This is a genomic window from Brevundimonas sp. AVps7 (genome assembly GCF_058681545.1).
In genome coordinates, this window is record NZ_CM178742.1 from 3055385 (window position 1) to 3079878 (window position 24494).

The 24494-nt window shown below is 68.1% G+C and carries 22 protein-coding genes and 1 tRNA gene; 7 read left to right on the plus strand and 16 right to left on the minus strand.

All coding sequences use genetic code 11. The annotated features are described in order from the left end of the window. Positions 1 to 74: 74 nt before the first annotated feature. Complete coding sequence (locus ACW17Y_RS15225; protein WP_492036516.1) at positions 75 to 1562, minus strand: ActS/PrrB/RegB family redox-sensitive histidine kinase; 1488 nt, start codon at positions 1560 to 1562, stop codon at positions 75 to 77. 49 nt (positions 1563 to 1611) lie between these two features. Between ACW17Y_RS15225 and ACW17Y_RS15230 the strand changes: the two genes are divergently transcribed. The 3 genes from ACW17Y_RS15230 (at position 1612) to ACW17Y_RS15240 (ending at position 4368) form a co-directional block, all read left to right on the plus strand. Next, entirely contained in the window at positions 1612 to 2235 is a 624-nt protein-coding gene (locus ACW17Y_RS15230) for an SCO family protein (protein WP_492036517.1), read from the plus strand. Between the two features lie 173 nt (positions 2236 to 2408). Then, a complete protein-coding gene (locus ACW17Y_RS15235; protein ID WP_492036518.1) occupies positions 2409 to 3689 on the plus strand; it encodes a polyhydroxyalkanoate depolymerase in 1281 nt (426 codons plus the stop codon). Continuing rightward, positions 3643 to 4368, plus strand: coding sequence for a M48 family metallopeptidase (locus ACW17Y_RS15240; protein WP_492036519.1), 726 nt, complete (start codon positions 3643 to 3645; stop codon positions 4366 to 4368). The genes ACW17Y_RS15235 and ACW17Y_RS15240 overlap by 47 nt, the downstream gene beginning before the upstream one ends. On the opposite strand, the gene ACW17Y_RS15245 is transcribed toward ACW17Y_RS15240, so the two are convergent. The 3 genes from ACW17Y_RS15245 to ACW17Y_RS15255 all read right to left on the minus strand — a co-directional run bounded on the left by ACW17Y_RS15245 (position 4365) and on the right by ACW17Y_RS15255 (position 8187). Further along, positions 4365 to 6464 carry a transglycosylase domain-containing protein gene (locus ACW17Y_RS15245; RefSeq protein WP_492036520.1) on the minus strand — a complete coding sequence of 700 codons (2100 nt, stop codon included), beginning with the start codon at positions 6462 to 6464 and terminating at the stop codon, positions 4365 to 4367. The two genes, ACW17Y_RS15240 and ACW17Y_RS15245, sit on opposite strands and share 4 nt — an antisense overlap. Before the next feature lie 143 nt (positions 6465 to 6607). Continuing rightward, a complete protein-coding gene (locus ACW17Y_RS15250; RefSeq protein WP_492036521.1) occupies positions 6608 to 7237 on the minus strand; it encodes a methyltransferase domain-containing protein in 630 nt (209 codons plus the stop codon). Continuing rightward, positions 7234 to 8187 carry an alpha/beta fold hydrolase gene (locus ACW17Y_RS15255; RefSeq protein ID WP_492036522.1) on the minus strand — a complete coding sequence of 318 codons (954 nt, stop codon included), beginning with the start codon at positions 8185 to 8187 and terminating at the stop codon, positions 7234 to 7236. The genes ACW17Y_RS15250 and ACW17Y_RS15255 overlap by 4 nt, the downstream gene beginning before the upstream one ends. 158 nt (positions 8188 to 8345) lie before the next feature. Between ACW17Y_RS15255 and ACW17Y_RS15260 the strand changes: the two genes are divergently transcribed. Next, a complete protein-coding gene (locus ACW17Y_RS15260; RefSeq protein WP_492036523.1) occupies positions 8346 to 9461 on the plus strand; it encodes a Rieske 2Fe-2S domain-containing protein in 1116 nt (371 codons plus the stop codon). 54 nt (positions 9462 to 9515) lie between these two features. On the opposite strand, the gene ACW17Y_RS15265 is transcribed toward ACW17Y_RS15260, so the two are convergent. Next, positions 9516 to 10166 (minus strand): TetR/AcrR family transcriptional regulator, encoded by a 651-nt coding sequence (locus tag ACW17Y_RS15265; protein WP_492036524.1) that lies wholly within the window; start codon positions 10164 to 10166, stop codon positions 9516 to 9518. A gap of 186 nt (positions 10167 to 10352) precedes the next feature. Further along, a complete protein-coding gene (locus ACW17Y_RS15270) occupies positions 10353 to 12182 on the minus strand; it encodes a cation:proton antiporter domain-containing protein (RefSeq protein WP_492036525.1) in 1830 nt (609 codons plus the stop codon). A 165-nt stretch (positions 12183 to 12347) separates the two neighbouring features. Between ACW17Y_RS15270 and ACW17Y_RS15275 the strand changes: the two genes are divergently transcribed. Then, positions 12348 to 14468, plus strand: a complete 2121-nt coding sequence (locus ACW17Y_RS15275) for a M13 family metallopeptidase (RefSeq protein ID WP_492036526.1) — start codon at positions 12348 to 12350, stop codon at positions 14466 to 14468. Between the two features lie 396 nt (positions 14469 to 14864). Here ACW17Y_RS15275 and hisS read toward each other — a convergent pair whose 3' ends face one another. The 5 genes from hisS to ACW17Y_RS15300 all read right to left on the minus strand — a co-directional run bounded on the left by hisS (position 14865) and on the right by ACW17Y_RS15300 (position 19646). Further along, positions 14865 to 16382, minus strand: a complete 1518-nt coding sequence (gene hisS / locus ACW17Y_RS15280) for a histidine--tRNA ligase (RefSeq protein ID WP_492036527.1) — start codon at positions 16380 to 16382, stop codon at positions 14865 to 14867. A 92-nt stretch (positions 16383 to 16474) separates the two neighbouring features. Then, complete coding sequence (locus tag ACW17Y_RS15285) at positions 16475 to 17716, minus strand: DUF418 domain-containing protein (RefSeq protein WP_492036528.1); 1242 nt, start codon at positions 17714 to 17716, stop codon at positions 16475 to 16477. Positions 17717 to 17792: 76 nt separating this feature from the next. Beyond that, positions 17793 to 18350 carry a phthalate transporter gene (locus ACW17Y_RS15290; RefSeq protein WP_492036529.1) on the minus strand — a complete coding sequence of 186 codons (558 nt, stop codon included), beginning with the start codon at positions 18348 to 18350 and terminating at the stop codon, positions 17793 to 17795. After that, positions 18350 to 19231, minus strand: coding sequence for a 3-hydroxybutyryl-CoA dehydrogenase (locus tag ACW17Y_RS15295; protein ID WP_492036530.1), 882 nt, complete (start codon positions 19229 to 19231; stop codon positions 18350 to 18352). The genes ACW17Y_RS15290 and ACW17Y_RS15295 overlap by 1 nt, the downstream gene beginning before the upstream one ends. A 109-nt stretch (positions 19232 to 19340) precedes the next feature. Next, positions 19341 to 19646 carry a YggT family protein gene (locus ACW17Y_RS15300; protein ID WP_492036531.1) on the minus strand — a complete coding sequence of 102 codons (306 nt, stop codon included), beginning with the start codon at positions 19644 to 19646 and terminating at the stop codon, positions 19341 to 19343. A 150-nt stretch (positions 19647 to 19796) separates the two neighbouring features. Here ACW17Y_RS15300 and ACW17Y_RS15305 point away from each other — a divergent pair. Together ACW17Y_RS15305 and trhO are read left to right on the plus strand one after the other, a co-directional pair. Beyond that, a tRNA-Ala gene (locus ACW17Y_RS15305) sits at positions 19797 to 19872 on the plus strand. A gap of 11 nt (positions 19873 to 19883) precedes the next feature. Next, on the plus strand, positions 19884 to 20861 hold the full coding sequence (trhO, locus tag ACW17Y_RS15310) for an oxygen-dependent tRNA uridine(34) hydroxylase TrhO (protein WP_492036532.1): 978 nt from the start codon (positions 19884 to 19886) through the stop codon (positions 20859 to 20861). A 51-nt stretch (positions 20862 to 20912) separates the two neighbouring features. Here the strand turns inward: trhO and ACW17Y_RS15315 are convergent, their stop codons facing one another. The 5 genes from ACW17Y_RS15315 to chvI form a co-directional block, all read right to left on the minus strand. Beyond that, the gene (locus ACW17Y_RS15315) at positions 20913 to 21188 is read right to left on the minus strand and encodes an HPr family phosphocarrier protein (RefSeq protein WP_492036533.1); all 276 of its coding nucleotides are present in this window, start codon (positions 21186 to 21188) and stop codon (positions 20913 to 20915) included. A gap of 14 nt (positions 21189 to 21202) precedes the next feature. Further along, complete coding sequence (locus tag ACW17Y_RS15320; protein WP_271084494.1) at positions 21203 to 21607, minus strand: PTS sugar transporter subunit IIA; 405 nt, start codon at positions 21605 to 21607, stop codon at positions 21203 to 21205. Between the two features lie 109 nt (positions 21608 to 21716). After that, positions 21717 to 22139, minus strand: coding sequence for an HPr kinase/phosphorylase (locus ACW17Y_RS15325; protein WP_492036534.1), 423 nt, complete (start codon positions 22137 to 22139; stop codon positions 21717 to 21719). Between the two features lie 10 nt (positions 22140 to 22149). Next, positions 22150 to 23775 (minus strand): two-component sensor histidine kinase ChvG, encoded by a 1626-nt coding sequence (gene chvG, locus ACW17Y_RS15330; RefSeq protein ID WP_492036535.1) that lies wholly within the window; start codon positions 23773 to 23775, stop codon positions 22150 to 22152. After that, positions 23744 to 24448: a two-component response regulator ChvI gene (gene chvI, locus ACW17Y_RS15335; protein WP_309628429.1), complete on the minus strand. Its 705-nt coding sequence runs from the start codon at positions 24446 to 24448 to the stop codon at positions 23744 to 23746. The genes chvG and chvI overlap by 32 nt, the downstream gene beginning before the upstream one ends. Positions 24449 to 24494 lie beyond the last annotated feature (46 nt).

Below are 24494 nucleotides of genomic sequence, written 5' to 3' on the forward strand. Positions count from 1 at the left end.
CTCCTGATCGTCAAGTCGGCTTGCGGGACCGCCCGGTCAAGCGGTGCGGCGATGGATCGCAGGCCGGGCCGCCCTCACGGGATCAGTTCCAGCGCGCGACGGTCCCAACGCACGGTGACCCGGGCGCCCCGGTTCGCACCGGGCCCGCCCTCGCCCTGGCCGACCACCACCTTGCCGCCGGTGCGTTCCAGAAGGGTGCGGGCGATGAAGAAGCCCAGCCCCATCCCGCCCTGGCTCGGGATGATATCGGGCTCCGGCGGAGGCGGCGGAGGGGTCTTGCCGCGCCGGGCCGGTCGCGCGGCGGCGGCCGCTGCGGCCAGTTGCGCCGCCAGGGCCTGACGCGACTTGCCGTGCGGACGGCTGGTCACATAGGGCTCGCCGAGCCGGGGCAGGATTTCGGGCGCGAAGCCCGGGCCATCGTCCAGCACATCAATCGTGATCCACCGTGCGTCCGCCTTCGCCGTGACCCGGACCGTGGAGGCGGCGAAATCAGCGGCGTTCTCGACCAGGGCGGAGAGGCCGTGGACCACCTCGGCCAGTCGTTTCACGCGCGGTTCCTCCATGCCCTCCGGCGTGTGGACGGCCACCTCGATGTCGAGGTCGAAGCCCAGGTGCGGATCGACCACCTCGTTGAGCAGGGCCTTCAGCCCGATCTCCGTATAGAGGGGGTCGCCGTCCTCCGGCCGCTGGGACAGGCGTTTCAGGATCTCGCGACAGCGTTCGGCCTGCTGCAGCATCAGCCGCGCATCCTCGGCGATCGGCCCGTCGGGCGGGGAGGCCCGCAACAGTTCCTTGGCCACCACCTGGATCGTCGCCAGAGGCGTGCCCAGTTCGTGCGCCGCCGCCGCCGCCAGTCCCCCCAGGGCGGCCAGCCGCTGTTCGCGCTGGAGCACGTCCTGGGTCGTCGCCAGCGCCAGCTCCAGCTTCTCGGCGTCAGCGGCGACCCGCCAGGCATAGGCCGCGGTGAAAACCACCCCCGTCGTCAGGGCCAGGCCGATGCCGAACCGGTAAAGCACCGGCAGGTCGATGTCGGCCCCGTGTTGCCAAGGCAGAGGCATGGACCAGAAGAACAGGGCCGTGGTCGAGGCCAGCACCATCAGGCCGAGCACCAGGGCCTGACGCCCCGGCAGGGAGGCCGCCGCCACCGTCACCGGGGCGACCAGCAGCAGGCAGAAGGGGTTGGCGAGCCCGCCGGTGAAGGCCAGCAGGGCCGACAGCTGAAGGATGTCGAAACCCAGATGGATGCCGGTCTGGCGCCCGTCCGGCAGGCGGCTGTCGACCCTCTGGAGCCGGCCCATGGCCAGCAGGTTGACGATCACGCTGGCGAGGATGACCAGCAGGCACTGCCATCGCGGCAGGGGGAAGTGGAACAGGGTATCCAGTACGATCAGGGTCGCGGTCTGACCGACGATGGCCAGCCAGCGCAGGATGATCAGGGTCCTGAGCGACAGGCCCCGGCTGCGACGCGGCAAACTGGCCCAGCTCGGCGCCGAGGGCGGGAACTGCGACATGACGTCATCGGGGGCGTCGTAGGGATCGGGACGGACTTCGCTCTGGTTCACACCGCGTCTATAGACCCGTCTCGCGCCGCTGTCGGCCCGGAGAGACATGATGCCACGCCGTTCCATCCTGATGTTCGCGGGAGCCTGTATCGCCATCGCCGCAGCGCTGGCCACCGTGACGGTCGTCGTGGTGTCCGGGCGTGAGCGCGCCGACGCTGTCGCCGAGGGGACTGCAACGGGCCAGCCGGCCGTCGGCGGGCCTTTCCAGCTGGTCAACCAGGACGGCCAGGCGGTCGACCAGACGATGCTGGACGGCAAATGGAGCCTGGTCTTTTTCGGCTTCACCTACTGCCCGGACTTCTGCCCGACGACCCTGACCTCGCTGGAGGCCACGCGGACCCTGCTGGGCTCGGACGCCGACAACCTGCAGATCGTCTTCGTCTCGATCGACCCTGAGCGCGATACGCCCCAGGCCCTCAAGGACTATCTGTCGTCCGACGGCTTCCCGCCCGGCGTCATCGGCCTGACCGGCACGCAGCAACAGGTCACAGATGCGGCAAAGGTCTATCGCGCCTATTTCCAGAAGGTCGGGGACGGCGAGGACTACACGATGAACCACTCTCTCACCGTCTATCTGATGGGTCCCGACGGCCAGTTCCGGTCGGCGCTGGGCCACGATCTCGGCCCGGAGCGGTCGGCGCAGCTGATCAAGCGGGTGATGGCGCGGGGCTAGGCGACAGGGCTCAGGTCTTGGGGCTTAGAAGTTTCAACGCGTTATGGCGCGACGCAGCGAGGGGCCAAGACCCAAGCCCTACTGGCCAAGCCCTCCCTTAAAATAAATCCTTTTGCAGTGCAGCGCGTTCTATGATGGCATCACCGCTTCGGCGGGGCCGATCACAGGATTTCATGCTCTACGCACTTCACGAGCTCGCCTATCAGTCGGCGCAGCCTTTCCGGATCGGGGCGTCATTCGCCCGGAAATTCTGGACCTCGCCCTTCAATCCGGCTTCGCAGACGGCCGTAGCGCGGACCGCCTATGCCTCGGCCGAGCTGTTCGAGAGCGTCACGCGCCGCTACGGCAAGCCGGCCTGGGGCCTTGAGGTCGTGACCATCAACGACCAGCCGGTGCGCACCACCGAGCAGGTCATCTGGCAGAGCCCCTGGGTTCGACTGGTGCGGTTCGCGCGCAACGTCGGCGACCTCAAACGAGCCAAAAAACCGATTGCGGCCCCCAGCGTCCTGATCGTGGCCCCCCTGTCCGGCCACTACGCGACCCTGCTGCGCGGCACGGTGGAGACCTTCCTTCAGGACCACGACGTCTATGTCACCGACTGGGTCAATGCCCGTCAGGTGCCGATGCTGGAAGGTCGGTTCGATTTCCACGACTACATCGACCACGTCCGCACCATGCTGGCCCAGATCGGCCCGCGCGCCCATGTCGTCGGCGTCTGTCAGCCCGGCCCGCCGGTGCTCGCCGCCGCCGCCGTGATGGCGGCCGAGAACGATCCGAACCGTCCGGCGTCCATGACCTTCATGGGCTCGCCCATCGACGCGCGCCTGTCGCCGACGGTGACGAACCAGCTGGCCGAGGCCAAACCCTTCGCCTGGTTCCAGTCAAACATGATCCATACCGTGCCCTGGCCCTATCCGGGCTTCGGCCGCGAGGTCTATCCGGGCTTCGTCCAGCTCTACAGCTTCATGTCGATGAACGAGCAACGCCACACCGACGCCCACCAGGAGTATTTCCGCCATCTGGTCGCCGGCGACGGAGACGGGGTCGAGAAGCACGAGGAATTCTACGACGAGTATCTGTCGGTCCTGGATCTGACCGAGGAATTCTATCTGCAGACGATCGACATCGTCTTCCAGTCGCACCTGCTGCCGCGCGGCCTGCTGGAGCACAATGGCGAGCTCGTCGACCTGACGAAGATCACCGACATCGGCCTGATGACCGTCGAAGGCGAGAAGGACGATATCTCGGGCGTCGGCCAGACCCAGGCGGCGCACACGATCTGCCCCAACATCCCCGACGACCGGCGGGTGCTTTACGTCCAGCCGGACGTCGGCCACTACGGCGTCTTCAACGGGCGGCGGTTCCGCGAGGACATCTACCCCCGCACCCGGGACTTCATCGCCGCGAATGAAAAGCTCTGCGCCGTACCAGACCGGTCAGCGGCTGCCGCTTGAGGGCGGTCACGCCCTTCGTCTGAGCGTCAATCCGCGCGCCCGGCGCATCTCGATCCGCATCGATACGCGGAAGGGTGAGGCCGTGGCGATCGCACCGTCCGAGCGGCGGCTGGCCGATGCTGTGGCCTTCGCGCGAACCAAGTCCGCCTGGATCGCCGAACGGCTGGCGGCGCGACCCGGCGGCACGGCGATCGAGCCCGGCGCGGTCATTCCCTATCGCGGCGGCACGGTCCGGCTGGAGGCCACGGGCGGCGCGGGCGCGGCTCGACTGGTCGAAGGCCCCGACGGTCTGCGGATCCTCTCGGGCGGCGAGGGCGAGGCCTTCGCCCGGCGCGTGATCAACCTGCTCAAGAGAGCCGCGAGAGAAACGCTCCAGACCCGAACCGATTTCCATCTTCGCGCCCTTGGCCAGCGGCCGGTCACCCTGACTATCAACGACGCGGCGTCGCGCTGGGGCTCGTGCAGCCCGATGTCGCGCTCGATCCGCTATTCCTGGCGGGTCATCATGGCCCCGCCCGAAGTGCTGGACTATCTGGCCGCACACGAGGTGGCGCATCTGGTCCATGCCGACCACAGCCCGGCCTACTGGTCCGTCGTGAAGCGGCTGGTCGGCGACCATCGCCCGTTCCGCGCCTGGCTGCGCGACCACGGAGCCGCTCTGCACGCCATAGGTCGCTAGAAGAAGAGCGGGGCGCTTTCCTTCTCCGGCTGGACGGCCGGTTCGGGATTCTGGTCCGGCGGATCGTCGCGACGCGGGCGATCGGTGGGGATGGCGTCCTGGCGAGGCCGTTCACCCGGCGCGTTCGGGTCATAGGGCTGGCCCTGGTCGGGATCGACGCCGCCCGGCAGGACGGTGGAGTCGCCATAGGGATCCTCCGCATCGCCGATCAGGTCGCCGATCGGATCGGGCGCGACCCAGCCGTCGGGCATGGGCGGGCCGTTGGGGATGGGCTGGACGTTCAGGCGCGGCAGGGCCGCCTCCATGAAACCCTTCCAGATCGCCGCCGGGGCCGCGCCGCCGGTGACGCCGCGCATGGCGGTGTTGTCGTCCTTGCCGACCCAGACGGCAGTGACGAAGCCGCCGGTGTAGCCGACAAACCAGGCGTCCTTGTAGTCCGAGGTCGTGCCCGTCTTGCCGGCGATGTCGCGGCCAGGGATCGCCGCCGACCGGGCCGTGCCGCTCGTCACCACGCCTCGCAGCATCTGGTTCATATAGTAGAGGGACGGATTGTTGATCGCCTGACCCGAGGCCGCGTCGCGGGCGCCGCGCTGATAGATGACCCGCCCCTGGGGCGTGCGGATGCGGCTGATGCCATAGGCCTCGACCCGACGGCCGCCGTTGGCGAAGGCGTCATAGGCCGTGGCCATGTCGATCGGTGAGACCTCGACCGCGCCGAGCGCCATCGCAGGCTCCAGCCCGATCCGCGACGAGATGCCGAGGCGGCGGGCCGCGCGGGACACGCTGTCGCGACCGATCTGGTCGGCGACATAGGCGGCGACCGTGTTGGTCGACTGGGCCACCGCATTGGCCAGGGTCATGTTCCCGGCGAAGGTGCCGGAGTAGTTGCGCGGGCTCCAGTTGCCGATACGGACCGGCTCGTCGACCACCGGGGTCTCGGGCGTGTAGCCGGCCTCCATGGCCGCCAGATAGACGAAGGGCTTCCATGCCGAGCCGGCCTGTCGACGGGCATCGACGGCGCGGTTGAACTGGCTGTCGGCATAGGAGGCGCCGCCGATCATTGCGCGCACCCGGCCATCGCCGTCCAGGGCCACCAGTGCCGCCTGCTCCACCCCCCGCCCGGCGTCACGATCGAGAATGCGGCGGACGTTCCGCTCCGCGGCCGTCTGCAGCGTCAGATCCAGGGTCGTCTCGACGATCATGTCCTCGGTCGGCTGACCGACCAGACCGCGGATCTCCTTGTCGAGCCAGTCGACGAAATACTGGGCGTGCTGGGTCGCCAGGGTGCGCGAGACGCGGACCGGCTCCAGCACGGCGGCGGCGCGCTGTTCGGCGGTGATGACGCGGGACTCTTCCATCTCGTCGAGCACGACGGTGGCGCGGGCAGCGGCGCGCTCATGCTCTGACACCGGTGAATACCGCGACGGCGCCTTCAGCAGGCCGGCCAGCAGGGCGGCCTCGCCGACGGTCAGGTCCTTGGCCGACTTGTCGAAATAGCGTTGCGACGCCGCCTCGATCCCATAGGCGCCGGCGCCGAAATAGACTCGGTTCAGGTAGAGGGCGAGAATTTCCTGTTTGGAGAATTTCATCTCCAGCCAGACGGCCAGCATCAGTTCCTGCACCTTGCGGCGCATGTTCTGGTCGGGTGTCAGGAACAGGTTCTTCGCCAGTTGCTGGGTCAGGGTCGAACCGCCCTGGACGATCCGGCCGGCGCGCATGTTCGCCGCCATGGCGCGGGTCATGCCGATCGGGTCGAATCCGGGGTGCCAGTAGAAGCGCTGGTCCTCGATCGCGATGAAGGCGGCCGGGACATAGTCGGGCAGGGCTTCGAGATCTGCCGGCGGGGCCTGCTGCGAGCCGCGCGTGGCGATCAGGGCGCCGTTGCGGTCCAGATAGGTGATCGAGGGCTGGCGATCGACGTCGTAGAGGGCCGAGGTGTCCGGCAGGCCGCGCGCGAAGACGGCGAAGAAGACCACCAGGAAGATGACGCCCCAGACGGCGAGAACCGAGCCCCAGTAGAGGACCTGTTGCAGTCGCGTGCGCGCGGGCTTCGCCGCGCCGCCGCCACCTCTGTTTCCGAAACCCGGACCGGCCATCGACATCCTCAGAAGACCCGGCCGTCATAGCCGTTCGTCGCGTGCATCAAAACGCCCCTCACCAAAACGCTTTTGTGGTGAACGGCGCGTGAAGACTTCACGTCAGCGTGATGGGCCATTCGGCCGAAACGATGGCGCGGGGGTTAACGCCCGTCCATCCGATGGGCGAGCCAGACCGAGCCGTCGTCCGCCCAGACGCCGGATTCAACGCGAAACCCCTGCGAGGTGAGTTCGCCTTGGTACGCCTCCGGGGCCAGACTGCCGTGATAGAGGGGCTCGCCCCGCCAGACGCCGACGGAGACGCCCTCTCGCGGACCGGACGAGAACATGATCGTCGCCCACGGGGCCGCATGGGCCAGAAGGCGTGGCAGGGCGATGCGCTGATCCCCGGGCGAGAGATGGAACAGGCTGTGCCAGGCGAGGACGCCGGCGAAGGTCTCGCCGAGGTCGAGCGTGCGCATGTCCGCCTGGACGAACCGGCCCGCTGGCAGGTCAGACGCTGCATGGGCGACCAGCCGGGCCGAGGAATCGACGCCGGTGACGCGGAAGCCTCGCTCCAGCAGTTCCGCCGCCATCGGCCGCCCGGACCCGCAGCCGACGTCGAGGATCGTATCGCCGGGCGACAGATGGGCCGTAAACCGGTCGAGCCAGGCCCGGTCAGCCTCGGTCAGGACCGGACCGCGATCGGCGATCCAGTCGCTGGACCGCCGATCGTAGAGGTCGACGATATCGGCCGCAGCCTCGAAGACGCCGGGGACGACCCGATCGCTCATTCGGCCAGGAAGGCGTCCAGCCGGGCATGGAAGGCCTCGGGCTGGTCCAGGAAGATGAAGTGGGCGCTGTCGTCGATCCGCTTCAGCTCAACCCCCGGCAGGGTCGCGAAAGAAGCCTGGTAGATCATGTCGGTGATCTCGTTGGTCATCCGCGCGTCGTTGAACTTCACATACAGGACCTCGGTCGGGGCCGTGATGCGCGGCAGTTCGGGACGCAGGTCGGTCAGGATCAGTTCGCGGAAGGAACGTGAAGAGACGCCCTGGTCGCTCGTCGCCGTGTCCTCCAGCGGGCCGGCGCGCTTCGATTCCGTGTTGATCATGCCGGTGACAGAGGCGGCGGCGCGAGCCTGATACTCAGCCGGGGCGGCGGTCGCCATGCCCTGATAGACCTGCTCGGCGACGGGAGCGACGCTCTCGGCCGTGGCGCCCGGCGCGCCGAACATGGCCCCCATGAAGGGCACCATGTCGACGACCATCAGCTTGCCGACGGCGTCGGGATGGCGGGCCGCCAGCATCATGCCGATGGTGCCGCCCATCGAGTGACCGACGACGACGGGCTTCTCGAGATCGTTCTCGGCGATGTAGCGGGCGATCTCTTCGGCCACCGGGGCGGCGACCGGACCTTCGGCATTGCCCTCGACCGGCGCGCCGGCAAAGCCCTGGATGTGGATGCGGTGGACGCGCCAGCCGCTGCCGAGATGATCCACCGTGCCCTGCCACACCTCCGGCGAAGAGCTGAGGCCCGGGATCAGGATGATGTCGCGCACGCCCGGACCGGCCTCGCCGTCGACGCGGACGTGCATCCGGGTCGATTCGAAATCGGCGTGATGGTGGCCGTGGTCGGCGGCATGAGCGGCGTGACCGTCCTGGGCGCTCGCCGGGCCGACGAGGGCGAAGTTGGCCATCAGGCCGAGGGCGGCGATGACGCCGGTGAGGATCTGGCTGTTCATGGTGTCGTTTCCCTGGGTCGTTGTTATCGCGGGCCGGTCCGATCCGGCGTCCTGACCCCTTGTCGTCACAGGTCGTGCGAACGGATGCAGGACGCAACCTGCCCCGACGAATTTCCTCGGACAATGACGAAAGCGAAACGAGCCTCTATCATCCGACCATGACGCCAGCCGACAGCCCGATGAACGCCTCGCCCGAAGCCAAGGCCCCGCCCGCCGCCTTCGGCAAGGGGTTCGTGCTCGACACCTGGTATTTCGCCGCCCTGTCGCGCGACGTCGCCGAGGCCTCGCTGAAGCGCTACGAACTGCTGGGCGAACCGGTGCTGATCGGGCGCCGTCGCGACGGCCAGATCTATGCGATGCGCGACATCTGCCCCCACCGCGCCGCGCCCCTGTCGGCCGGGCGGCTGGTACAGAAGCCGGGGGAGCCGGAGACGGTGGAGTGCTGCTACCACGGCTGGCGATTCCGCACGGACGGGGTCTGCGCCGCCATCCCGTCGCTGGTGGACGAACAGCCATTCGAGGTCGAACGGGTCCGGGTGCGGTCCTATCCGGTGGTCGAGAGCCAGGGGATGGTGTTCGTCTTCCTGCGCTCGGACCCCCGCTCGGACGCTGAGCCCGACCATCCGCCCCCGACCTTCCCCGGCGTCGTGGGCGGCGACGCGAAACTGGTCGAATGGATGGATTTCGACAGCCATATCGACCACGCGGTCGTCGGCCTGATGGACCCCGCCCACGGCCCCTACGTCCACCAGCAGTGGTGGTGGCGCTCCGAGCATTCGATGCACGAGAAGTCCAAGGCCTTCGAGCGGCGCGAGCTGGGTTTCGCCATGGTCCGCCACGCGCCCTCGTCGAACTCGCGGGCCTACAAGATTCTGGGCGGCGCGCCCGCGACCGAGATCACCTTCCGCCTGCCCGGCTATCGCTGGGAGCATATTCAGGTTGGGGAGAAGCAGGTGCTGGCCCTGACCTGCCTGACGCCGGTCACCGAGACGAAGACCCGGATCACCCAGATCTTCTGGTCCGACCACTGGGTGTTCGGGATTGCCAAACCCTTCCTGCGGATGGGCGTGGTCGCCTTCCTGAAACAGGACGGCGGAATGGTGAACCTGCAGAACGAGGGGCTGCGTTACGACCCCGCCCTGATCTGGATCGACGATGCCGACAAACAGGCGAAATGGTACCAGCAGCTGAAGCGCGAATGGCAGAAAAGCCGCGCTGAGGGGCGCGGCTTCTCCAATCCGGTCAAGCCGGCGGTTCTGAAGTGGAAGAGCTGAAACGCTCTTCCTGGTGGGCCTATCGCGCGTCGCGCTACTTGAGGCCCGACCCGCTTACTTCGTGCTGACGCCGGCCAGCAGGGTGTCGACCTGACGGCCGATGTGGTCGGCCAGCTGGTCCACGGTCCAGCCGTCGTAGGCGGCGCGGCGGTAGTTGGACAGATAGGCGTCCCAGGTCAGCTCGGTCAAAAGGGCGATGTCGGCGTCCTGCCTGATCTCGCCGGCGCCGATCCCGGCGCGCAGGATGTCGGAGATGACGTCGGTCAAGCCTTGCGTCGCGGCACGCTGGCGGGTCTCGGCGGCGACAGGCTGGAACCACGAGCGGGCGACGATGGCCTGGAACAGCGGCAGTTGGTCGATCGAGCCGTGATAACCGGCGGTCAGGGCGTTGACGAGGCGATCACGGGTCGAGCCGTTGCCCGCGCCGTTCAGCATGACCTCGGCCAGACCGGCCATGTCCTCGGTCAGGACGGCCTCGAACAGTTCGGCCTTGTCCTGGAAGTTGGCGAAGACCGCGCCGGTGGACATGCCCGCGCACTTGGCGATGTCGCGGATCGTGGCGGGCTCGTAGCCGCGCTCGGCGAACAGACCGCGGGCGGCGTCCAGCACCTTCTGGCGCGTGCGCACCTTGGCGGCCTGACGCCGGTTCAGCCGGGGCTGGGATTCACTGGCGGAAAGGGTGGCGGTCGACGCGGACTCACGCATGAACACGAATACTCTGTAGCTGACGCTTCACGGCGGGGGGTCCGCGAAACAGATGGACAGAAGGGGCTTAAGGCTGGATCGATCGCGCGAAATCGGACGCAAGCGAGCGACCCGTGGAACGCCGGGCCCCGGGGGGGAGCCGGGCTTTCATCACGGAACGATGACCAAAATGGGTCGTGTTTCTGGTTAAGGCCTCGGACTGGCCCGCAGCGCCCGGGTCTTGCGGTTCCGCCGGTCTTCGGGGATCGCCGCCTGGAACACCGCCCGATATTTGTCCCGGCGCTCGTGGATCGAGGCGAGAACCAGCCCCATCGGCACGCCCAGATCGACCAGGGTGTTCTCGGCCAGTTGCAGGCTGGCCTCGGTCGTTTCCGGCACGGCGTCCGTAACGCCGAGACCATAGAGGCGCGCCGCATGGCGGTCGTCGCGGGCCCGGGCGATGACGATCAGGTCGTCGCGCAGGGCGCGCGCGGCGATGACGACCTCGTCCACCTTGGTCGGGGCGTCCATGGTGACGACCAGCGCCTTGATCGTCTCGATGCCGCACAAGGACAGCATCTCGGGACGGGCCGCGTCGCCGTAGGAGACGTCGTAACCGTCGCGGCGGCCGGCCGCGACGGCGGCCGGATCGGTGTCGACGGCGATGAAGCTCTGGCCATGCTCCTTGAGCATCTCGGCGACCAGATGGCCCACCCGGCCGAAGCCGACGATCAGGACCGAGGCGTCTTTCGACCCGGGTCCCACATCCGGCAGCAGGGCGGAGACAGACGGCGCGGAGGTGGCGCGGGCGAGACGCTGGCCCAGCATGGCGGCCAGGGGCACGGCGAACATGCTGATGGTCGCTGCAACCAGGACGGCCTGGGTGAAGGCCGGCGTCGCCACGCCTTCCACAAGACTGGTGTTGACGATGACGAAGGCGAACTCCCCGGCGGGGCCGAGCACCAGGGCCGTCTCGATGGCGGCGCGGGCGGACAGGCCCCAGGCCCGTGCCAGGCCGAAGATCAGCACCGCCTTGATGGCGATGACGCCGAGCGCGAGGCCGAACACCAGAGCCGGTTCGGCAGCGACGACGTCGAGGTCCAGACCGATGCCGACGCCGACGAAGAAGACCCCAAGCAGCAGACCCTTGAAGGGTTCGATGTTGATCTCGATCTCGCGGCGGTACTCGGTCTCGGCCAGAAGGACGCCCGCAATCAGGGCGCCAAGGCTCATCGAAAGGCCGGACGCCTGGGCCGCGACCCCGGCGCCGACGACGACCAGCAGACAGAGGGCGACGAACAGCTCCTGACTGCCGCCGCCGGACTTGGTCCGGCTCCGGGCCACGGACCTGAACAGGGGACGCAGGCCGAGACGGCCCACGAGGACAATCAGGGCCAGGCCGATGGCGGCGGGAGCCAGCGTCAGCAGGGCGGGGCCGAGGACGGCGGGCGACAGGTCCCCTCCGGCCGCCGACAGGGTGGTCAGCACGGTGACGGTGATCAGGATCGGCGCGACCGCCAGATCCTGAGCGAGCAGGCCGGCAAAGGTGGCGCGTCCGACCACCCCCCGCATCCGACCGCGCTCGGCCATGACCGGCAGGACCACCGCCGTCGACGACAGGGCCAGCCCCATACCCAGAACCGCGGCGCCGGCCAGCGGCTGGCCCAGCAGCATGAAGGCGCCGGCCAGAACGGCGGAACAGAGGACGACCTGCATCATGCCGAACCCGAAGACGAGCTTGCGCATCGCCTTCAGCCGCTCCCACGACAGCTCCAGCCCGATCATGAACAGGAGGAAGGCGACGCCCAGTTCGGACAGCTGGGCCAGCTGGGCGGCGTCGCCGATGGTCAGCCAGCCGAGCCAGGGGACGACATCGGCGAAACGGCCAAGCCCGTCCGGGCCCAGCAGCACGCCGGCCGCCAGGAAGCCCAGAACGGGGCTGATCTTCCAGCGATTGAACAGGGGTACAACCACCCCCGCCGCCGCCAGGAAGACCACCAGGTCCTTATAGTCGCCGCCGCCGTGTCCGCCCGCCATTCGATCTCCTCGCTGGTTGATCGTCACCTTAAAGGCGCCGCTTGGCGAGCCGCGCCCATCGATTCATGAACTTTTTTTAAGGCGACAGCCCTCCGGCCGGGCGTAGGGTCCGCGCCGAACCCGCGACACCTGCGCGGCGACGATCCGGAATCCCAGGAAATCCCCATGAAGTCTCTGCTTATCGGCGCGGCCCTCGGCGCGCTCCTGCTGCCTGCCGCCGCCTTCGCCCAGGACCACGACCACGGCTGCATCGACGAGGCCTGCACGATCCAGTCGATCTTCCAGGACGGCGACGCGGCCTTCACCGGCTATCGCGGCGTCGAGACGCCCCACTACGGGGCCTGGGGCTTCGACACGGCCGGCATGGACCGGTCGGTCCTGCCGGGCGACAATTTCAACAGCTTCGCCAACGGCGCGGCCCTGGCCCGCACCATCATCCCTGCGGACCGTTCCAGCTACGGCATCTCCTTCGGTCTGCTGCGCGAGCTGTCGGACAACCGGGTCAAGGCGATGATCGACACCCTCGTCGCCCGCACTGACCTGCAGCCCGGCACCGACGAGCAGAAGATCGCCGATGCCTACCGCTCCTATATGGACATCGCCCGGATCGAGGCGCTCGACGCCCAGCCGCTGCAACCCTACCTGACCGCCATCCGCGCCGCCGACAGCCATGAGGCCCTGGCGGCCTATATGGGCGGCGCGATCGGCGGCCTGGGCGGCTCCTTCTTCGGCACAGGCATCACCACCGACCAGAAGAATCCGGACCGCTACGTCGTCTCGACCAGTCAGGCGGGTCTCGGCCTTCCCAACCGCGACTATTATCTGTCGCCGCTCTTCGCCGAGAAGAAGGACAAGTATCAGGCCTATGTCGCCAGGATGCTGGAGATGATCGGCTGGGACGATCCGGCAGGCGCCGCCGCCGCCATCGTCGCCATGGAGACCGCGATCGCGGACGCCCACTGGACGCCGGCCGAGAGCCGCAACCGCGACCGGACCTACAACGAGTATACGATCCAGAGCCTGACCGCCGACGCGCCTGGCTTCGACTGGGTCGGCTATTTCGGCGCCGCGCGTCTGGGCGACATTCCCCGGCTGATCGTGCGCCAGAATACCGCCCTGCCGAAGATCGCGGCCATTTACGCCGAGACGCCGGTCGCCACGCTTCAGGCCTGGCAAGCGTTCCAGACCGTGGATCGCGCCGCGCCGCGGCTGTCGCAGCGCTTCTCGGACGCCCAGTGGGAGTTCCGCTCGCGTGAACTGTCGGGCGCCCTGGAGCAGCGCAGCCGCGACAAGCGGGGCATCAGCTTCGCCGACGGCGCCCTGGGCGAGGCCGTGGGTCGCCAGTATGTCGCCGAATATTTCCCGGCCGAATCCAAGGCCCAGATGGAGCAACTGGTCGCCAACCTGCGGGTCGCGCTGAGCCACCGCATCGAGGGCTACAGCTGGATGAGCCCGGAGACCAAGGCGGCGGCCCAGGCGAAGCTGGCGGCATTCACCGTCAAGATCGCCTATCCGGACCGCTGGCGCGACTATTCGGATCTTGAGGTCCGCGCCGACGACCTGTTCGGCAACGGCGAGCGGGCCAGCCGCTTCCGCTGGGAGTACGATCTCGCCCGCCTGAACGCGCCCGTCGACAAGACCGAGTGGGGCATGACGCCCCAGACGGTGAACGCCTATTATAACTCGACAAACAACGAGATCGTCTTCCCGGCCGCGATCCTGCAGCCGCCCTTCTTCGATCCGGACGCGGACCCGGCCGTCAACTACGGCGGCATCGGCGGCGTCATCGGTCACGAGATCGGCCACGGCTTCGACGACCAGGGCCGCAAGTCGGACGGTCAGGGCGTGCTGCGAGACTGGTGGACCCCGGCCGACGCGACCGCCTTCAACGCCCTGACCGCCCGCCTCGGCGCCCAGTACGGCAGCTATGAGCCGATCGCCGGCCACTTCATCAACCCCGGCCTGACCATGGGCGAGAATATCGGCGACGCCTCGGGCGTGGCTGTGGGTCTGGAGGCCTATCACCTGTCGCTGGACGGCGCGGAGGCCCCGGTCCTCGACGGCTTCACCGGCGACCAGCGCTTCTTCCTCGGCTGGGCCCAGGTCTGGCAGTCGAAGTACCGCGACGACGCCCTGAAGAACCGCATCGCCACCGACTCGCACTCGCCCGACGAGTTCCGCGTCATCGGCCCGCTGCGCAATATGGACGCCTGGTACGAGGCCTTCGATGTCCAGCCGGGCACGCGGTACTACCTGACGCCGGAAGAGCGGGTTCGCATCTGGTAGGGCGACGTCAACCTGACCAAGGGCGACGACCAGGTTCGCCAAGGTGACCAAGAGGCCGGAGCACACTGCTCCGGCCTTTTCCACGTCCGGTGACCCGGTGGCTGAAGTCGAGTCAGGCGCGCGCCTGAATCACGCTCAAGTAGCGGGGCGTCGCGCGTCGAGCAGCAATGCACAAGGATAGGCCCAGACGTGAAAAAGCCCGCTGCGGGGGATACATCGCAGCGGGCTTTCACGCTCTCTAAGGAGCGGACGTTTCCTCCCCGAAACGCCTCCGATCAGCGGCTGCGCCTTGTCAGCGCCGCGCCGTTCGAGTGAGAGCAGATGACGCCCCGGGCCGGCTCAAGTCAATCAAACCACAGGCGAAAACAGCCCGTTTCATGACTGAACATCGATAACTCATCCGTGAGCGGGCGGCATTCTCGAAGAAGCTTCGATAATGGTGCGAATGGTTCGCACGAGTTCGACACGAGCCACGGTTTGCTGCCCGGGACGCTCGGCCTTCCAGGCCTCGTTGTCCGCCAGGCCCGCAGCGGCGGCGCGGCCGGCGTCGAGGTCCTTGATCGTCACCTGACCGGCCGCGATCTCGTCGCCGCCCAGGAGGACGACGGCCGGAGCGTTGCGGCGGTCGGCGTACTTCATCTGCGCCTTCATACCGGCGCGACCGAGATAGAGCTCGGCGGCGATGCCTGCCGCCCGCAGTTCGGAGACGGCGTCGAGATAGGATTGCATGTCGTCCTGGGAGAAGACGATGACGACCACAGGGCCGCGCGCGACCTCGCCCGCCCGCCCGGCCGCACGCAACGCAGACGCGAGGCGCGAGACGCCGAAGGAGAAGCCGGTCGCCGGGGTGCTCTGGCCGGTGAACCGGGCCACGAGATCGTCGTAGCGGCCGCCTCCGCCGATGGAGCCGAACCGCACCGGGCGCCCTTTGTCGTCAGTGGTGTCGAGCAGCAGCTCGGCCTCGAAGACGGCGCCGGTGTAGTATTCGAGCCCGCGCACGATGGTCGGGTCGAACCGGACCGTGGCCTGATCCACCCGCATGGCGGTCAGGGCCCGGTCGATGCCGGCCAATTCCTCAAGCGCCGCCTCGCCCGCCGCGCCGAGCCCGCCGGAGCGGGCGATAGCGTCCAGGGTCTCGGCCCGCGTGCCTTCCGAGGCCGATCCGAGAAAGGCCTCGATGGTCGCGGCCAGGCCCAGCGGCAGGTTGGCGCCCTTGGTGTAGTCGCCGCTGTCGTCGAGACGGCCCTCGCCGAGAAGCTGGGCGACGCCCTCCCAGCCGAGGCGGTCGAACTTGTCGATGGCGCGCAGGGCGGTCAGGCGCTGGACCGGGTCGGTGACCCCGCCGGCCTCGAACAGGCCATCGAAGAGTTTGCGGTTGGAGACGCGGACCACGGCCTGACCCTCGGCCAGACCGGCGGCCTTCAGACCCTCGCAGGCCATGGCGATGATCTCGGCGTCCGCCTCCGGGCGGTCGGAGCCGACGGTGTCGGCGTCGCACTGGACGAACTCGCGGAAGCGGCCGGGGCCGGGCTTTTCGTTCCTCCACACAGGTCCGAAGGCGTAGCGGCGATAGGGTTTGGGCAGGGTTTCCCAAGTCTGGGCCGCGAACCGGGCCAGCGGCGCGGTCAGGTCGTAGCGCAGGGCCATCCATTGTTCGTCGTCGTCCTGGAGCGCGAAGACGCCCTCGTTCGGGCGGTCGGCGTCGGGCAGGAATTTGCCGAGTGCGTCGGCGTACTCGAAGGCGCCGGTCTCCAGCGGTTCGAAGCCCCAGCGCTCATAGACCTCCGACACCTGGCGGACGATCCGGCGCTCCTGGGCGACCTCGGGCCCGCGCCGGTCGGCGAAGCCCCGTGGACCTCTGGCTTCGGGACGGATGGGGTCGGGCGTTTCGGCAGAAGAGGAGGCGTCGGTCATGCCGGGCTTCTAGAGAGGGCTTGGGGCTTAGGGAATAGGGCTTGGAGGCGGCCCCGCGTCGGGATCGCCGTCCTGCTCCTACGCCCCAAGCCCTACTTCCGGAGCGGGACCATCCGTCCGTAGGTCAGGCAGCGCCAGATCCATTCCAGCGGCCCCATCGAGAAGACGGACAACCACAGGGGGGACCAGATGATCTGGGCCGCCCAGATCGCGCCGACCGTCATCCACATCTCGGCCGGACCCTGCTGGCCGAACCACATCGGGCCCCACGGCGCATAGTAGAGGGTGACCATGATCAGGGTCTGGGTCAGGTAGTTGGTGAAGGCCATCCGACCGACCGGCGCCAGCCAGGCGACAAGCGGCTTCCCGAAGCGGACCAGCAGGATCAGGACGCTGGCGTAGAAGAGGGTGATCAGGAAGGCCGCGCCGCCTGCGCCCGCCGCCAGGCCGTTGGTCGGATCGGCCTCGCCGGCCATCGTGTCCTGCCAGCCCCAGACGGCGAAGGCCGCCAGATTGGCGCCGCCGACCAGGATGACCAGCGCATAGGTCCACAGGGGCGCGCGGCCGATCAGATAGCCCGACTTGAACAGGCCCAGACCCAGCATCATCAGAGGGACGGTGACCGGGATCAGGAACGGGCTGGCCATCAACTGGAAGGTCGCCCAGACCTTGATGTTCTCCATCAGGCCGCCGGGCCAGCCAGCGCGGTAGACCGCCACCGCCTCGGTGATGGCTTCGGGGGTCGAGACCGGGCGGCCGGCCTCCATCTGGGCCGCGATCTCGGCCGGCAGATTGGCCATGCCCCAGGAGGCGACCGCGGCGACGACGGCCCACAGCAGGGTCACGCCGCCGCCGATCCACAGCAGCCGCCGGGCGGTCCACGAGCGCATCAGCATCATCAGCAGGCCGCAGTAGGCGTAGTGGAGCAGGATATCGCCGTACCAGAGCACGACCCCGTGCAGGATGCCGAACAGACCCAGCCACAGCAGGCGGCGCCAGAGCAGAGAGCCACGGGCCTCGTCGTCCTTCTCGCCGCCGACGAGGAAGATCGACACGCCGAACAGCATGGTGAACAGGGTGCGGAACTTGTCGTGGAAGAAGACGTCGGTCACCCACATGCCGATCAGATCGGCCTGGCTGGTCGCGCCGGGCGGAGGCGCCTCGGACATCATGACCTCGAAAGGCCAGGCGAAGGCGATGGCGTTGACAGCGAGGATTCCCAGGATCGCCCAGCCGCGCAGGACGTCGAGCTGGAAGATGCGGTCTTTCGCCCCTGTCGGCGCGAGGCTTCCGGCAGCGGATTGAGGCTGGACCTCGATTGCGGGCATGGTCATGCGCTTCCCCCAAAGCAGACGATGGATCGACTCTAACGCAAAGCTGTCGGGCGTAAACCGCCCGATGGACGCAAGATCAGCCGCCGAGGACGCCCAGACGGTCCTTCACCTTCTCCGGCGCGGGGATGAAGGCGATGAAGGCGGCGCAGAGACCCGCCCACAGGGCATAGCTGACCCCGACCAGGATCGCGACCGGCAGGCCGGCGACGCCATAGATGAGCAGGGTCGTTTCGGTGGCGCCGACCCCCTGGTCCAGACTGCCCGACTGGACCCAGCCATAGATCATCATGGCAAGGGCCAGCACCGTCTGGGCGGCGGCGGCCAGCAGACCACCGTAAAGCATGAACCTCCACACGACCCCGAGGCGGGAAGCCGGACGGCCGCGGCGATCCCGCTCGCGCCGGATGGACCAGAGGCCGGCAGGAACGGCGAACAGTCCGATGAACAGGACGGTCAGTCGCCAGTCGATCTCGCGGCCCGGGATCCAGTTCTGCGGGGGCCAGATCAGCAGGGTGAGCATCAGCGGCGGCCACATGATGCCGGCCAGGGCGGCCAGCGGGATGGCTGCCCGGGTCCGGCGCCAGATGACCGGCGCCTGGCCGGGAAGATCGGCGGGCGTGTCGAAACGGGCCATCAGCGGGTCGGGACCGGCACGTCGCCGGAATAATCGTAGAAGCCGCGCCCGGACTTGCGCCCCAGCCAGCCGGCCTCGACGTATTTCACCAGCAGGGGACAGGGCCGGTATTTCGAGTCGGCCAGACCGTCGTAGAGCACGTTCATGATGGCCAGGACGACGTCCAGACCCATGAAGTCGGCCAGCTCCAGCGGCCCCATCGGATGGTTGGCGCCCAGCTTCAGCGCCTTGTCGATCGAGGCGACGTTGCCGACACCCTCGTACAGGACATAGATCGCCTCGTTGATCATCGGCACCAGGATGCGGTTGACGATGAAGGCTGGGAAGTCCTCGGCATTGGTCGTGGTCTTGCCCAGGCTCTCGGCGAAGGCGACGGCGGCGTCATAGGTCGCGGCCGAGGTGGCGATGCCGCGGATGATCTCCACCAGCTTCATCACCGGGGCCGGCTTCATGAAATGCAGGCCGATGAACCGGTCCGGCCGGTCGGTCGCCGCGGCCAGCCGGGTGATCGAGATCGAGGAGGTGTTGGAGGCCAGAAGCGTGTTCGCGCCGAGGTGGGGCACCAGTTCGGCGAAGACGGCCTTCTTGGTGGCTTCGTCCTCGACCGCGGCCTCGATGACCAGGTCGGCCTTGCCGGCCTCGGCCAGGGTCTCGACGCCGGAAATATTGGCGAGGGCCGCATCGGCCTGCGCCTGGGTGACCGCGCCGCGCTCGACTGAGCGGGCGAGCGAGGCGCCGATGACGCCGATCGCCACGGGCAGCCGGTCGGCGGCCACGTCGTACAGCCGCACCTGATATCCGCCCAGGGCCACGGCGTGGGCGATGCCGACGCCCATCTGGCCGGCGCCGATCACGGCGACTGTCTTGATCGAGGGGGTCATGAAGTCAGGTCAGTAGCGGCGTCTCGCCCGGGCCGTGGCACCTTAAGAGCGTCTGTCCGTCGCGCAAGGCTGGAATGTCGCACTGCGGCGCCGGGGCCACGGGATCGACCTAGCCCAGGACGGCGATGATCGGTCCGGCGGCCATGTTGTTGAAGGCGATCCGCGCGAAATTCAGCAACAGCAGCACGACGATCGGCGAGATGTCGATGCCGCCCAGCGGGGGGATGATCCGCCGGAACGGCTCCATCAGGGGCCGTGTCACGGCGTCAAGGAATCCGGCAAGCTGGTTCACGAAGCGGTTGCGGTGGTTGATCACATCGAAGGCGAACAGCCAGCTGAGGATCGCCGAGCCGATGATGAACCATGTCATCAGGCTGATGATGGCGTTGATGAGCCAGACGATCGCCATTCCCATGCGGGGAACTCCTAGAAAGAGGGAAGGCCGCTTCTAGCCGTCGGGACGGACAAGGCCAAGGATTTGCGTGGTCGCATGCATGGCTGGGGAGAGATTGACACCGCGCCTCGCCCCCGCCTATGTCCCGCCCTCGCCTGTCACCCGGAAAACGGGGCCGTAGCTCAGTTGGTAGAGCGCGTCGTTCGCAATGACGAGGTCAGGGGTTCGACTCCCCTCGGCTCCACCAGGCACCAGATCGTGACCGTCCACACTTCTCCAGCCAGTCCAGACACCGCGCCGATCCGCGTCGCGGCCCTTTACCGGTTCGCCGCCGTCGCCGATCCGGCACGCCTGCGTGGTGACCTTGAGCGACTGTGCGGCGACGATGTGCGGGGCACCCTTCTGGTCGCGCACGAGGGGGTAAACGGCACGATCGCCGGTCCGGTTGAGGCGGTGGATCGGGTCATAGAGGGCCTGACCGCCCTGCCCGGCTTCGCCGAGACCGACGTCAAATACGCCTCCGCCGAGCGGATGCCGTTTCATCGGCTGAAGGTGCGGGTGAAGCCGGAGATCGTGACGCTGGGCCTGCCGGATCTGGAGCCGGCCGTGAACGCCGGGACCTATGTCGCGCCCGGGGACTGGAACGCCCTGATCGCCGATCCGGACACGATCGTGATCGACACCCGTAATGACTATGAGGGCGAGGTCGGGGCGTTTGTCGGGGCCGTGCAGCCCAACACCCGATCGTTCCGCGATTTTCCGGAGTGGTTCAGGACCGAGGGCCGCGCCCTGCTCGACCGACGCATCGAAGACGGTCGGGGGCCGCCGAAGGTCGCCATGTACTGCACCGGCGGCATACGCTGCGAGAAGTCGACGGCATTCCTGAAGGCCGAAGGGCTCACGGACGTCTTCCATCTGCAGGGCGGCATCCTGCGCTATCTGGAGACGGTTCCGGAGGCCGAAAGCCTGTGGCGGGGCGAATGCTTCGTCTTCGACGAACGGGTCGCGGTCGGGCATGCCCTGGCCGAAGGGACCCATACCCTCTGCCGGGGATGCCGGATGCCGGTCAGCCCCGAGGGTCGCACGTCGCCTCACCATGTCGAGGGCGTCTGCTGCGAGCGCTGCCACGACGCACGGACGGAGGAGCAACGACAGGCGGCGCTGGAGCGGGATCGTCAGGTCCGGATCGCCGAACGGCTGGGGATCGCCCACATCGGGTCGAAGCAGGGCGACTAGGCTCAAGCAGCGAGATGCCGCGCATCGAGCGATAGCCCGAAAAGAGAGCCCCTACTGGTCTTCGTCGAACTTTCGGGCGACCAGTTCGCCCAGGGCGTCGATGGCCTCCTGCGCGTCCGAACCTTCGGCGGCGATCTCGATCGAGCAGCCGTTGCCGGCGCCGAGCATCAACAGGCCCATGATCGAGCGGGCGTCGACGGTGACGCCGTCGCGGGTCACCTGGATCTCGGCCTCGAAGCTGGAGGCCAGTTTGACGAATTTCGCGGAGGCGCGGGCGTGCAGGCCGCGCGTGTTGCAGATGTTCGCGGTCGCCTTCGCGGTCGGCATGGTCTCGCCCAAAACTACTTCTCGCCCGCCAGGACCCAGGAGGCCACGGAGATGTATTTGCGGCCCGCGTCCTGGGCGTGGGCGACACAGGTCTCCAGCGTTTCGCGCCCGCGCACGCTGGCCAGCTTGATCAGCATGGGCAGGTTCAGGCCTGCGATCACCTCGGCATGGGTCTGTTCCATCACCGAAATGGCGAGATTCGAAGGCGTGCCGCCGAACATGTCGGTCAGCAGGATGACGCCCGAGCCGTCGTCGACGGCGGCGGCGGCGTCGACGATGTCGCGACGCCGCCGCTCCATGTCGTCCTCGGGCCCGATACATATGGCCGCGACGCCGCGCTGCGGGCCGACCACATGCTCCATGGCGGACAGGAATTCGGATGCGAGGCCACCGTGGGTGACGATCACGAGGCCGATCATGCCGAGCCGGTCCTGGAAAGCGTCTGCAACGCTACGTATCCCCTATGCCGTGGATCGGAGGCCCCCGCCCCGGTCCAAGCGGGCCTAGATAGGCCAAACCGATGCGGGATTAAAGCCGGTCGATGGCGAGGGCCAGAGTCCGGGCCGCGGACGCCGGCCGGATGTCCAGAACCAGACGCGGCAGACGCACGTCCGCCACGGTCTCGAACGCCGGTTCAGGCAGACGCTCAGGAGACGCCTGGGTGCAATCGACGACGAGGCGGATCCTCGCCAGGGGCCGGGAGGCCGCGTCCAGGATGCCCAGTCCCCGCGCCTCGATCCGCCCGGCGATCCGGTCCGGCGGACAGGCATAGACCTCGCCGCCCGAGGCCCAGACATGGCTGTAGTCATCGGCGACCAGACGCCAGCCCGCGTCGATCAGGCGCAGCGCCAGGTCGCTCTTTCCCGAGCCAGACGGGCCGCGCAAAAGGGCGCCGATCCAGCCGTCGCGACCGAACCGGGCGACCGCCGTCGCATGGAGGAGCTGGGTCAAACGCCTTGTCTCAAGCTCTGCGGCCGACGGCGGGCAGGGCCACCTCAAACCGCGCCCCCTCGACCGCGCCCGAGGCGTCCAGCCGGTTCATCGCCGTGACCCGGCCGCCGTGGGCCTCGACGATCTGGCGCACGATCGACAGGCCGAGGCCGGAGTTGGACCCGAAAGCCGCGCCCCTCGGCCGGGAGGTGTAGAAGCGCTCGAACACCGTCTCCAGATTCTCGGCCGGGATGCCGGGGCCGTCGTCCTCGACCCGGACATGCAGGGGCAGGGCGTCGATGTCGTCACGGCTCACGCTGACGCGAACCGTCGCGCCGGCGGGGCTGAAGGAGCGGGCGTTGTCGATCAGGTTGCGGAAGACCTGCCCCAGAGGCCCGTCGCGGCCCATGACCCGCGCCGGCGCGTCGACAGCGACATCCAGCGTCACCGGCGCTTCGCCCGGCTTGGAGGTGGTCTCATAGACCCCGACGATGTCGGTCAGCAGGGCGGAAAGATCGACGGGGCGCGGCCGGTCCCGCGACAATTCGGCGTCCAGACGCGAGGCGTTAGAGATGTCGGTGATGAGCCGGTCCAGACGCCGCACGTCCTGTTGCAGGACGGCGGTCAGGCGGTCGCGCTTGTCCTTGTCCTGGACCAGATCCAGCGTCTCGAGCGCCGAGCGGATGGAGGTCAGTGGATTCTTGATCTCGTGCGAGACATCGGCCGCGAAGCGTTCGATGGCGTCCATTCGCGTCGACAGGGTGTCGGTCATGGATTCCAGAGACCGGGCGAGGTCGCCGATTTCGTCGCGACGGTCCTCGAGGTCCGGCAGGGAGATCGCGCGGGCGCGCTGCAGCCGGACCTGATCCGCCGCCGCCGACAGCCGCATCACTGGCCGGGCGACGAACAGATGCAGCAGCAGCGAGGCCAGCAGGTTTACGGCCAGGGCGACCAGGGCGAAGGGGATCAGGGCGCGTCGCTGGGCGTCCAGGATCTGGTCGACGTCGTTGGCCTCCAGCGTCAGGACGCCGAGGACCTGTTGAACATGGCGGATGGGCAGGGAGACGGAGACGACCCGCTCCCCGTTCTCCGAGCGTCGGACCGTCGTCTGGGGGTCACCGGCGAGGGCGGCCAGAATTTCGTCTTCGAGGGCGATGTTGGCGGTCTCGAGCGTGGCCGCCGCCTTTTCCGCCCCCGTGTCCGGCGGTGCAGACGTTCCGGCTGGACGGGCCGCCGGCAGGGGCTCGCCCTCGATGGTGTCGGAGACGTCGAAACTGTCGACCAGCAGCACCCCGTCGCGGTCGAAGATCCGGGCGCGCTGGCCCTCGGGGACGAAGCGATCGATCAGAACCTTGGCCGACTGGTCGCGGTTCAGCTCAGGGACGGGCTCACCCCGCGTGTAGTCTTCGTCCGAGAGCACCTTGGACAGGAGCTCGGCCTGGCCCAGCAGGGATTCCTGACGCGCCTCGACCAGACCCGTGCGCCATTCATTCAGCGCCAGGGCCCCGCCGAGCAGGATCAGCAGGCTGATCAGATTCAGGACGAGGATCAGCCCGCCGAGCCGCGAGCCGCCGAAGCGGATCAGTCGGCGGCGAAGCGGCAGCTCCTCGGACGATTCCGGAGGATCAGCTCTCGCGGTATCGATAACCGACGCCATACAGGGTCTCGATCGCGTCGAACTCATTGTCGACGACCCGGAACTTCTTGCGCATGCGCTTGACGTGACTGTCGATCGTGCGGTCGTCGACATAGACCTGATCGTCGTAGGCGGCGTCCATCAGGTTGTCGCGGCTCTTCACGAAGCCGGGGCGCTGGGCCAGGGCCTGGAGCAGCAGGAACTCGGTGACGGTCAGCTTGACCGCCTTGCCGTCCCAGGTGCTCTCGTGGCGGGCCGGGTCCATGACCAGCTTGCCGCGACGGATCGCCTTGCCGCTGATTTCGGCCGAAGGCTCGGGCTCGCCGCCGTCGCCGCCCGAGCGACGCAACAGGGCCTTGACCCGCTCGATCAGCAGGCGCTGGGAGAACGGCTTGTGGATGTAGTCGTCGGCCCCGAGGTTGAAGCCGAGGATCTCGTCGATCTCCTCATCCTTCGAGGTCAGCATGATGACCGGAATCTGGGAGGTCTGGCGCAGGCGGCGCAGCACCTCCATCCCGTCCATGCGGGGCATCTTGACGTCCAGGATGGCCAGATCGGGCGGCGAGGCCTCAAGGGCTTCAAGGCCGGTGGCGCCGTCGTGATAGGCGACCACCTTGTGACCGTGGCTCTCCAGAGCCAGCGACACGGAAGCGACGATGTTCTCGTCGTCGTCCACCAGGGTGATGTTGGCCAATATGAAGGTCTCCTCGTCTGATCCTGACAGAAGTCGGGAGCGTCTG

Coding starts and splice junctions, on each gene's coding strand:
- ACW17Y_RS15230 (WP_492036517.1), top strand. CDS start 1,612: ATGCCACGCCGTTCCATCCTGATGTTCGCGGGAGCCTGTATCGCCATC.
- ACW17Y_RS15235 (WP_492036518.1), top strand. CDS start 2,409: ATGCTCTACGCACTTCACGAGCTCGCCTATCAGTCGGCGCAGCCTTTC.
- ACW17Y_RS15240 (WP_492036519.1), top strand. CDS start 3,643: ATGAAAAGCTCTGCGCCGTACCAGACCGGTCAGCGGCTGCCGCTTGAG.
- ACW17Y_RS15245 (WP_492036520.1), bottom strand. CDS start 6,464: ATGGCCGGTCCGGGTTTCGGAAACAGAGGTGGCGGCGGCGCGGCGAAG.
- ACW17Y_RS15250 (WP_492036521.1), bottom strand. CDS start 7,237: ATGAGCGATCGGGTCGTCCCCGGCGTCTTCGAGGCTGCGGCCGATATC.
- ACW17Y_RS15255 (WP_492036522.1), bottom strand. CDS start 8,187: ATGAACAGCCAGATCCTCACCGGCGTCATCGCCGCCCTCGGCCTGATG.
- ACW17Y_RS15260 (WP_492036523.1), top strand. CDS start 8,346: ATGACGCCAGCCGACAGCCCGATGAACGCCTCGCCCGAAGCCAAGGCC.
- ACW17Y_RS15265 (WP_492036524.1), bottom strand. CDS start 10,166: ATGCGTGAGTCCGCGTCGACCGCCACCCTTTCCGCCAGTGAATCCCAG.
- ACW17Y_RS15270 (WP_492036525.1), bottom strand. CDS start 12,182: ATGGCGGGCGGACACGGCGGCGGCGACTATAAGGACCTGGTGGTCTTC.
- ACW17Y_RS15275 (WP_492036526.1), top strand. CDS start 12,348: ATGAAGTCTCTGCTTATCGGCGCGGCCCTCGGCGCGCTCCTGCTGCCT.
- hisS (WP_492036527.1), bottom strand. CDS start 16,382: ATGACCGACGCCTCCTCTTCTGCCGAAACGCCCGACCCCATCCGTCCC.
- ACW17Y_RS15285 (WP_492036528.1), bottom strand. CDS start 17,716: ATGACCATGCCCGCAATCGAGGTCCAGCCTCAATCCGCTGCCGGAAGC.
- ACW17Y_RS15290 (WP_492036529.1), bottom strand. CDS start 18,350: ATGGCCCGTTTCGACACGCCCGCCGATCTTCCCGGCCAGGCGCCGGTC.
- ACW17Y_RS15295 (WP_492036530.1), bottom strand. CDS start 19,231: ATGACCCCCTCGATCAAGACAGTCGCCGTGATCGGCGCCGGCCAGATG.
- ACW17Y_RS15300 (WP_492036531.1), bottom strand. CDS start 19,646: ATGGGAATGGCGATCGTCTGGCTCATCAACGCCATCATCAGCCTGATG.
- ACW17Y_RS15315 (WP_492036533.1), bottom strand. CDS start 21,188: ATGCCGACCGCGAAGGCGACCGCGAACATCTGCAACACGCGCGGCCTG.
- ACW17Y_RS15320 (WP_271084494.1), bottom strand. CDS start 21,607: ATGATCGGCCTCGTGATCGTCACCCACGGTGGCCTCGCATCCGAATTC.
- chvG (WP_492036535.1), bottom strand. CDS start 23,775: ATGGCGTCGGTTATCGATACCGCGAGAGCTGATCCTCCGGAATCGTCC.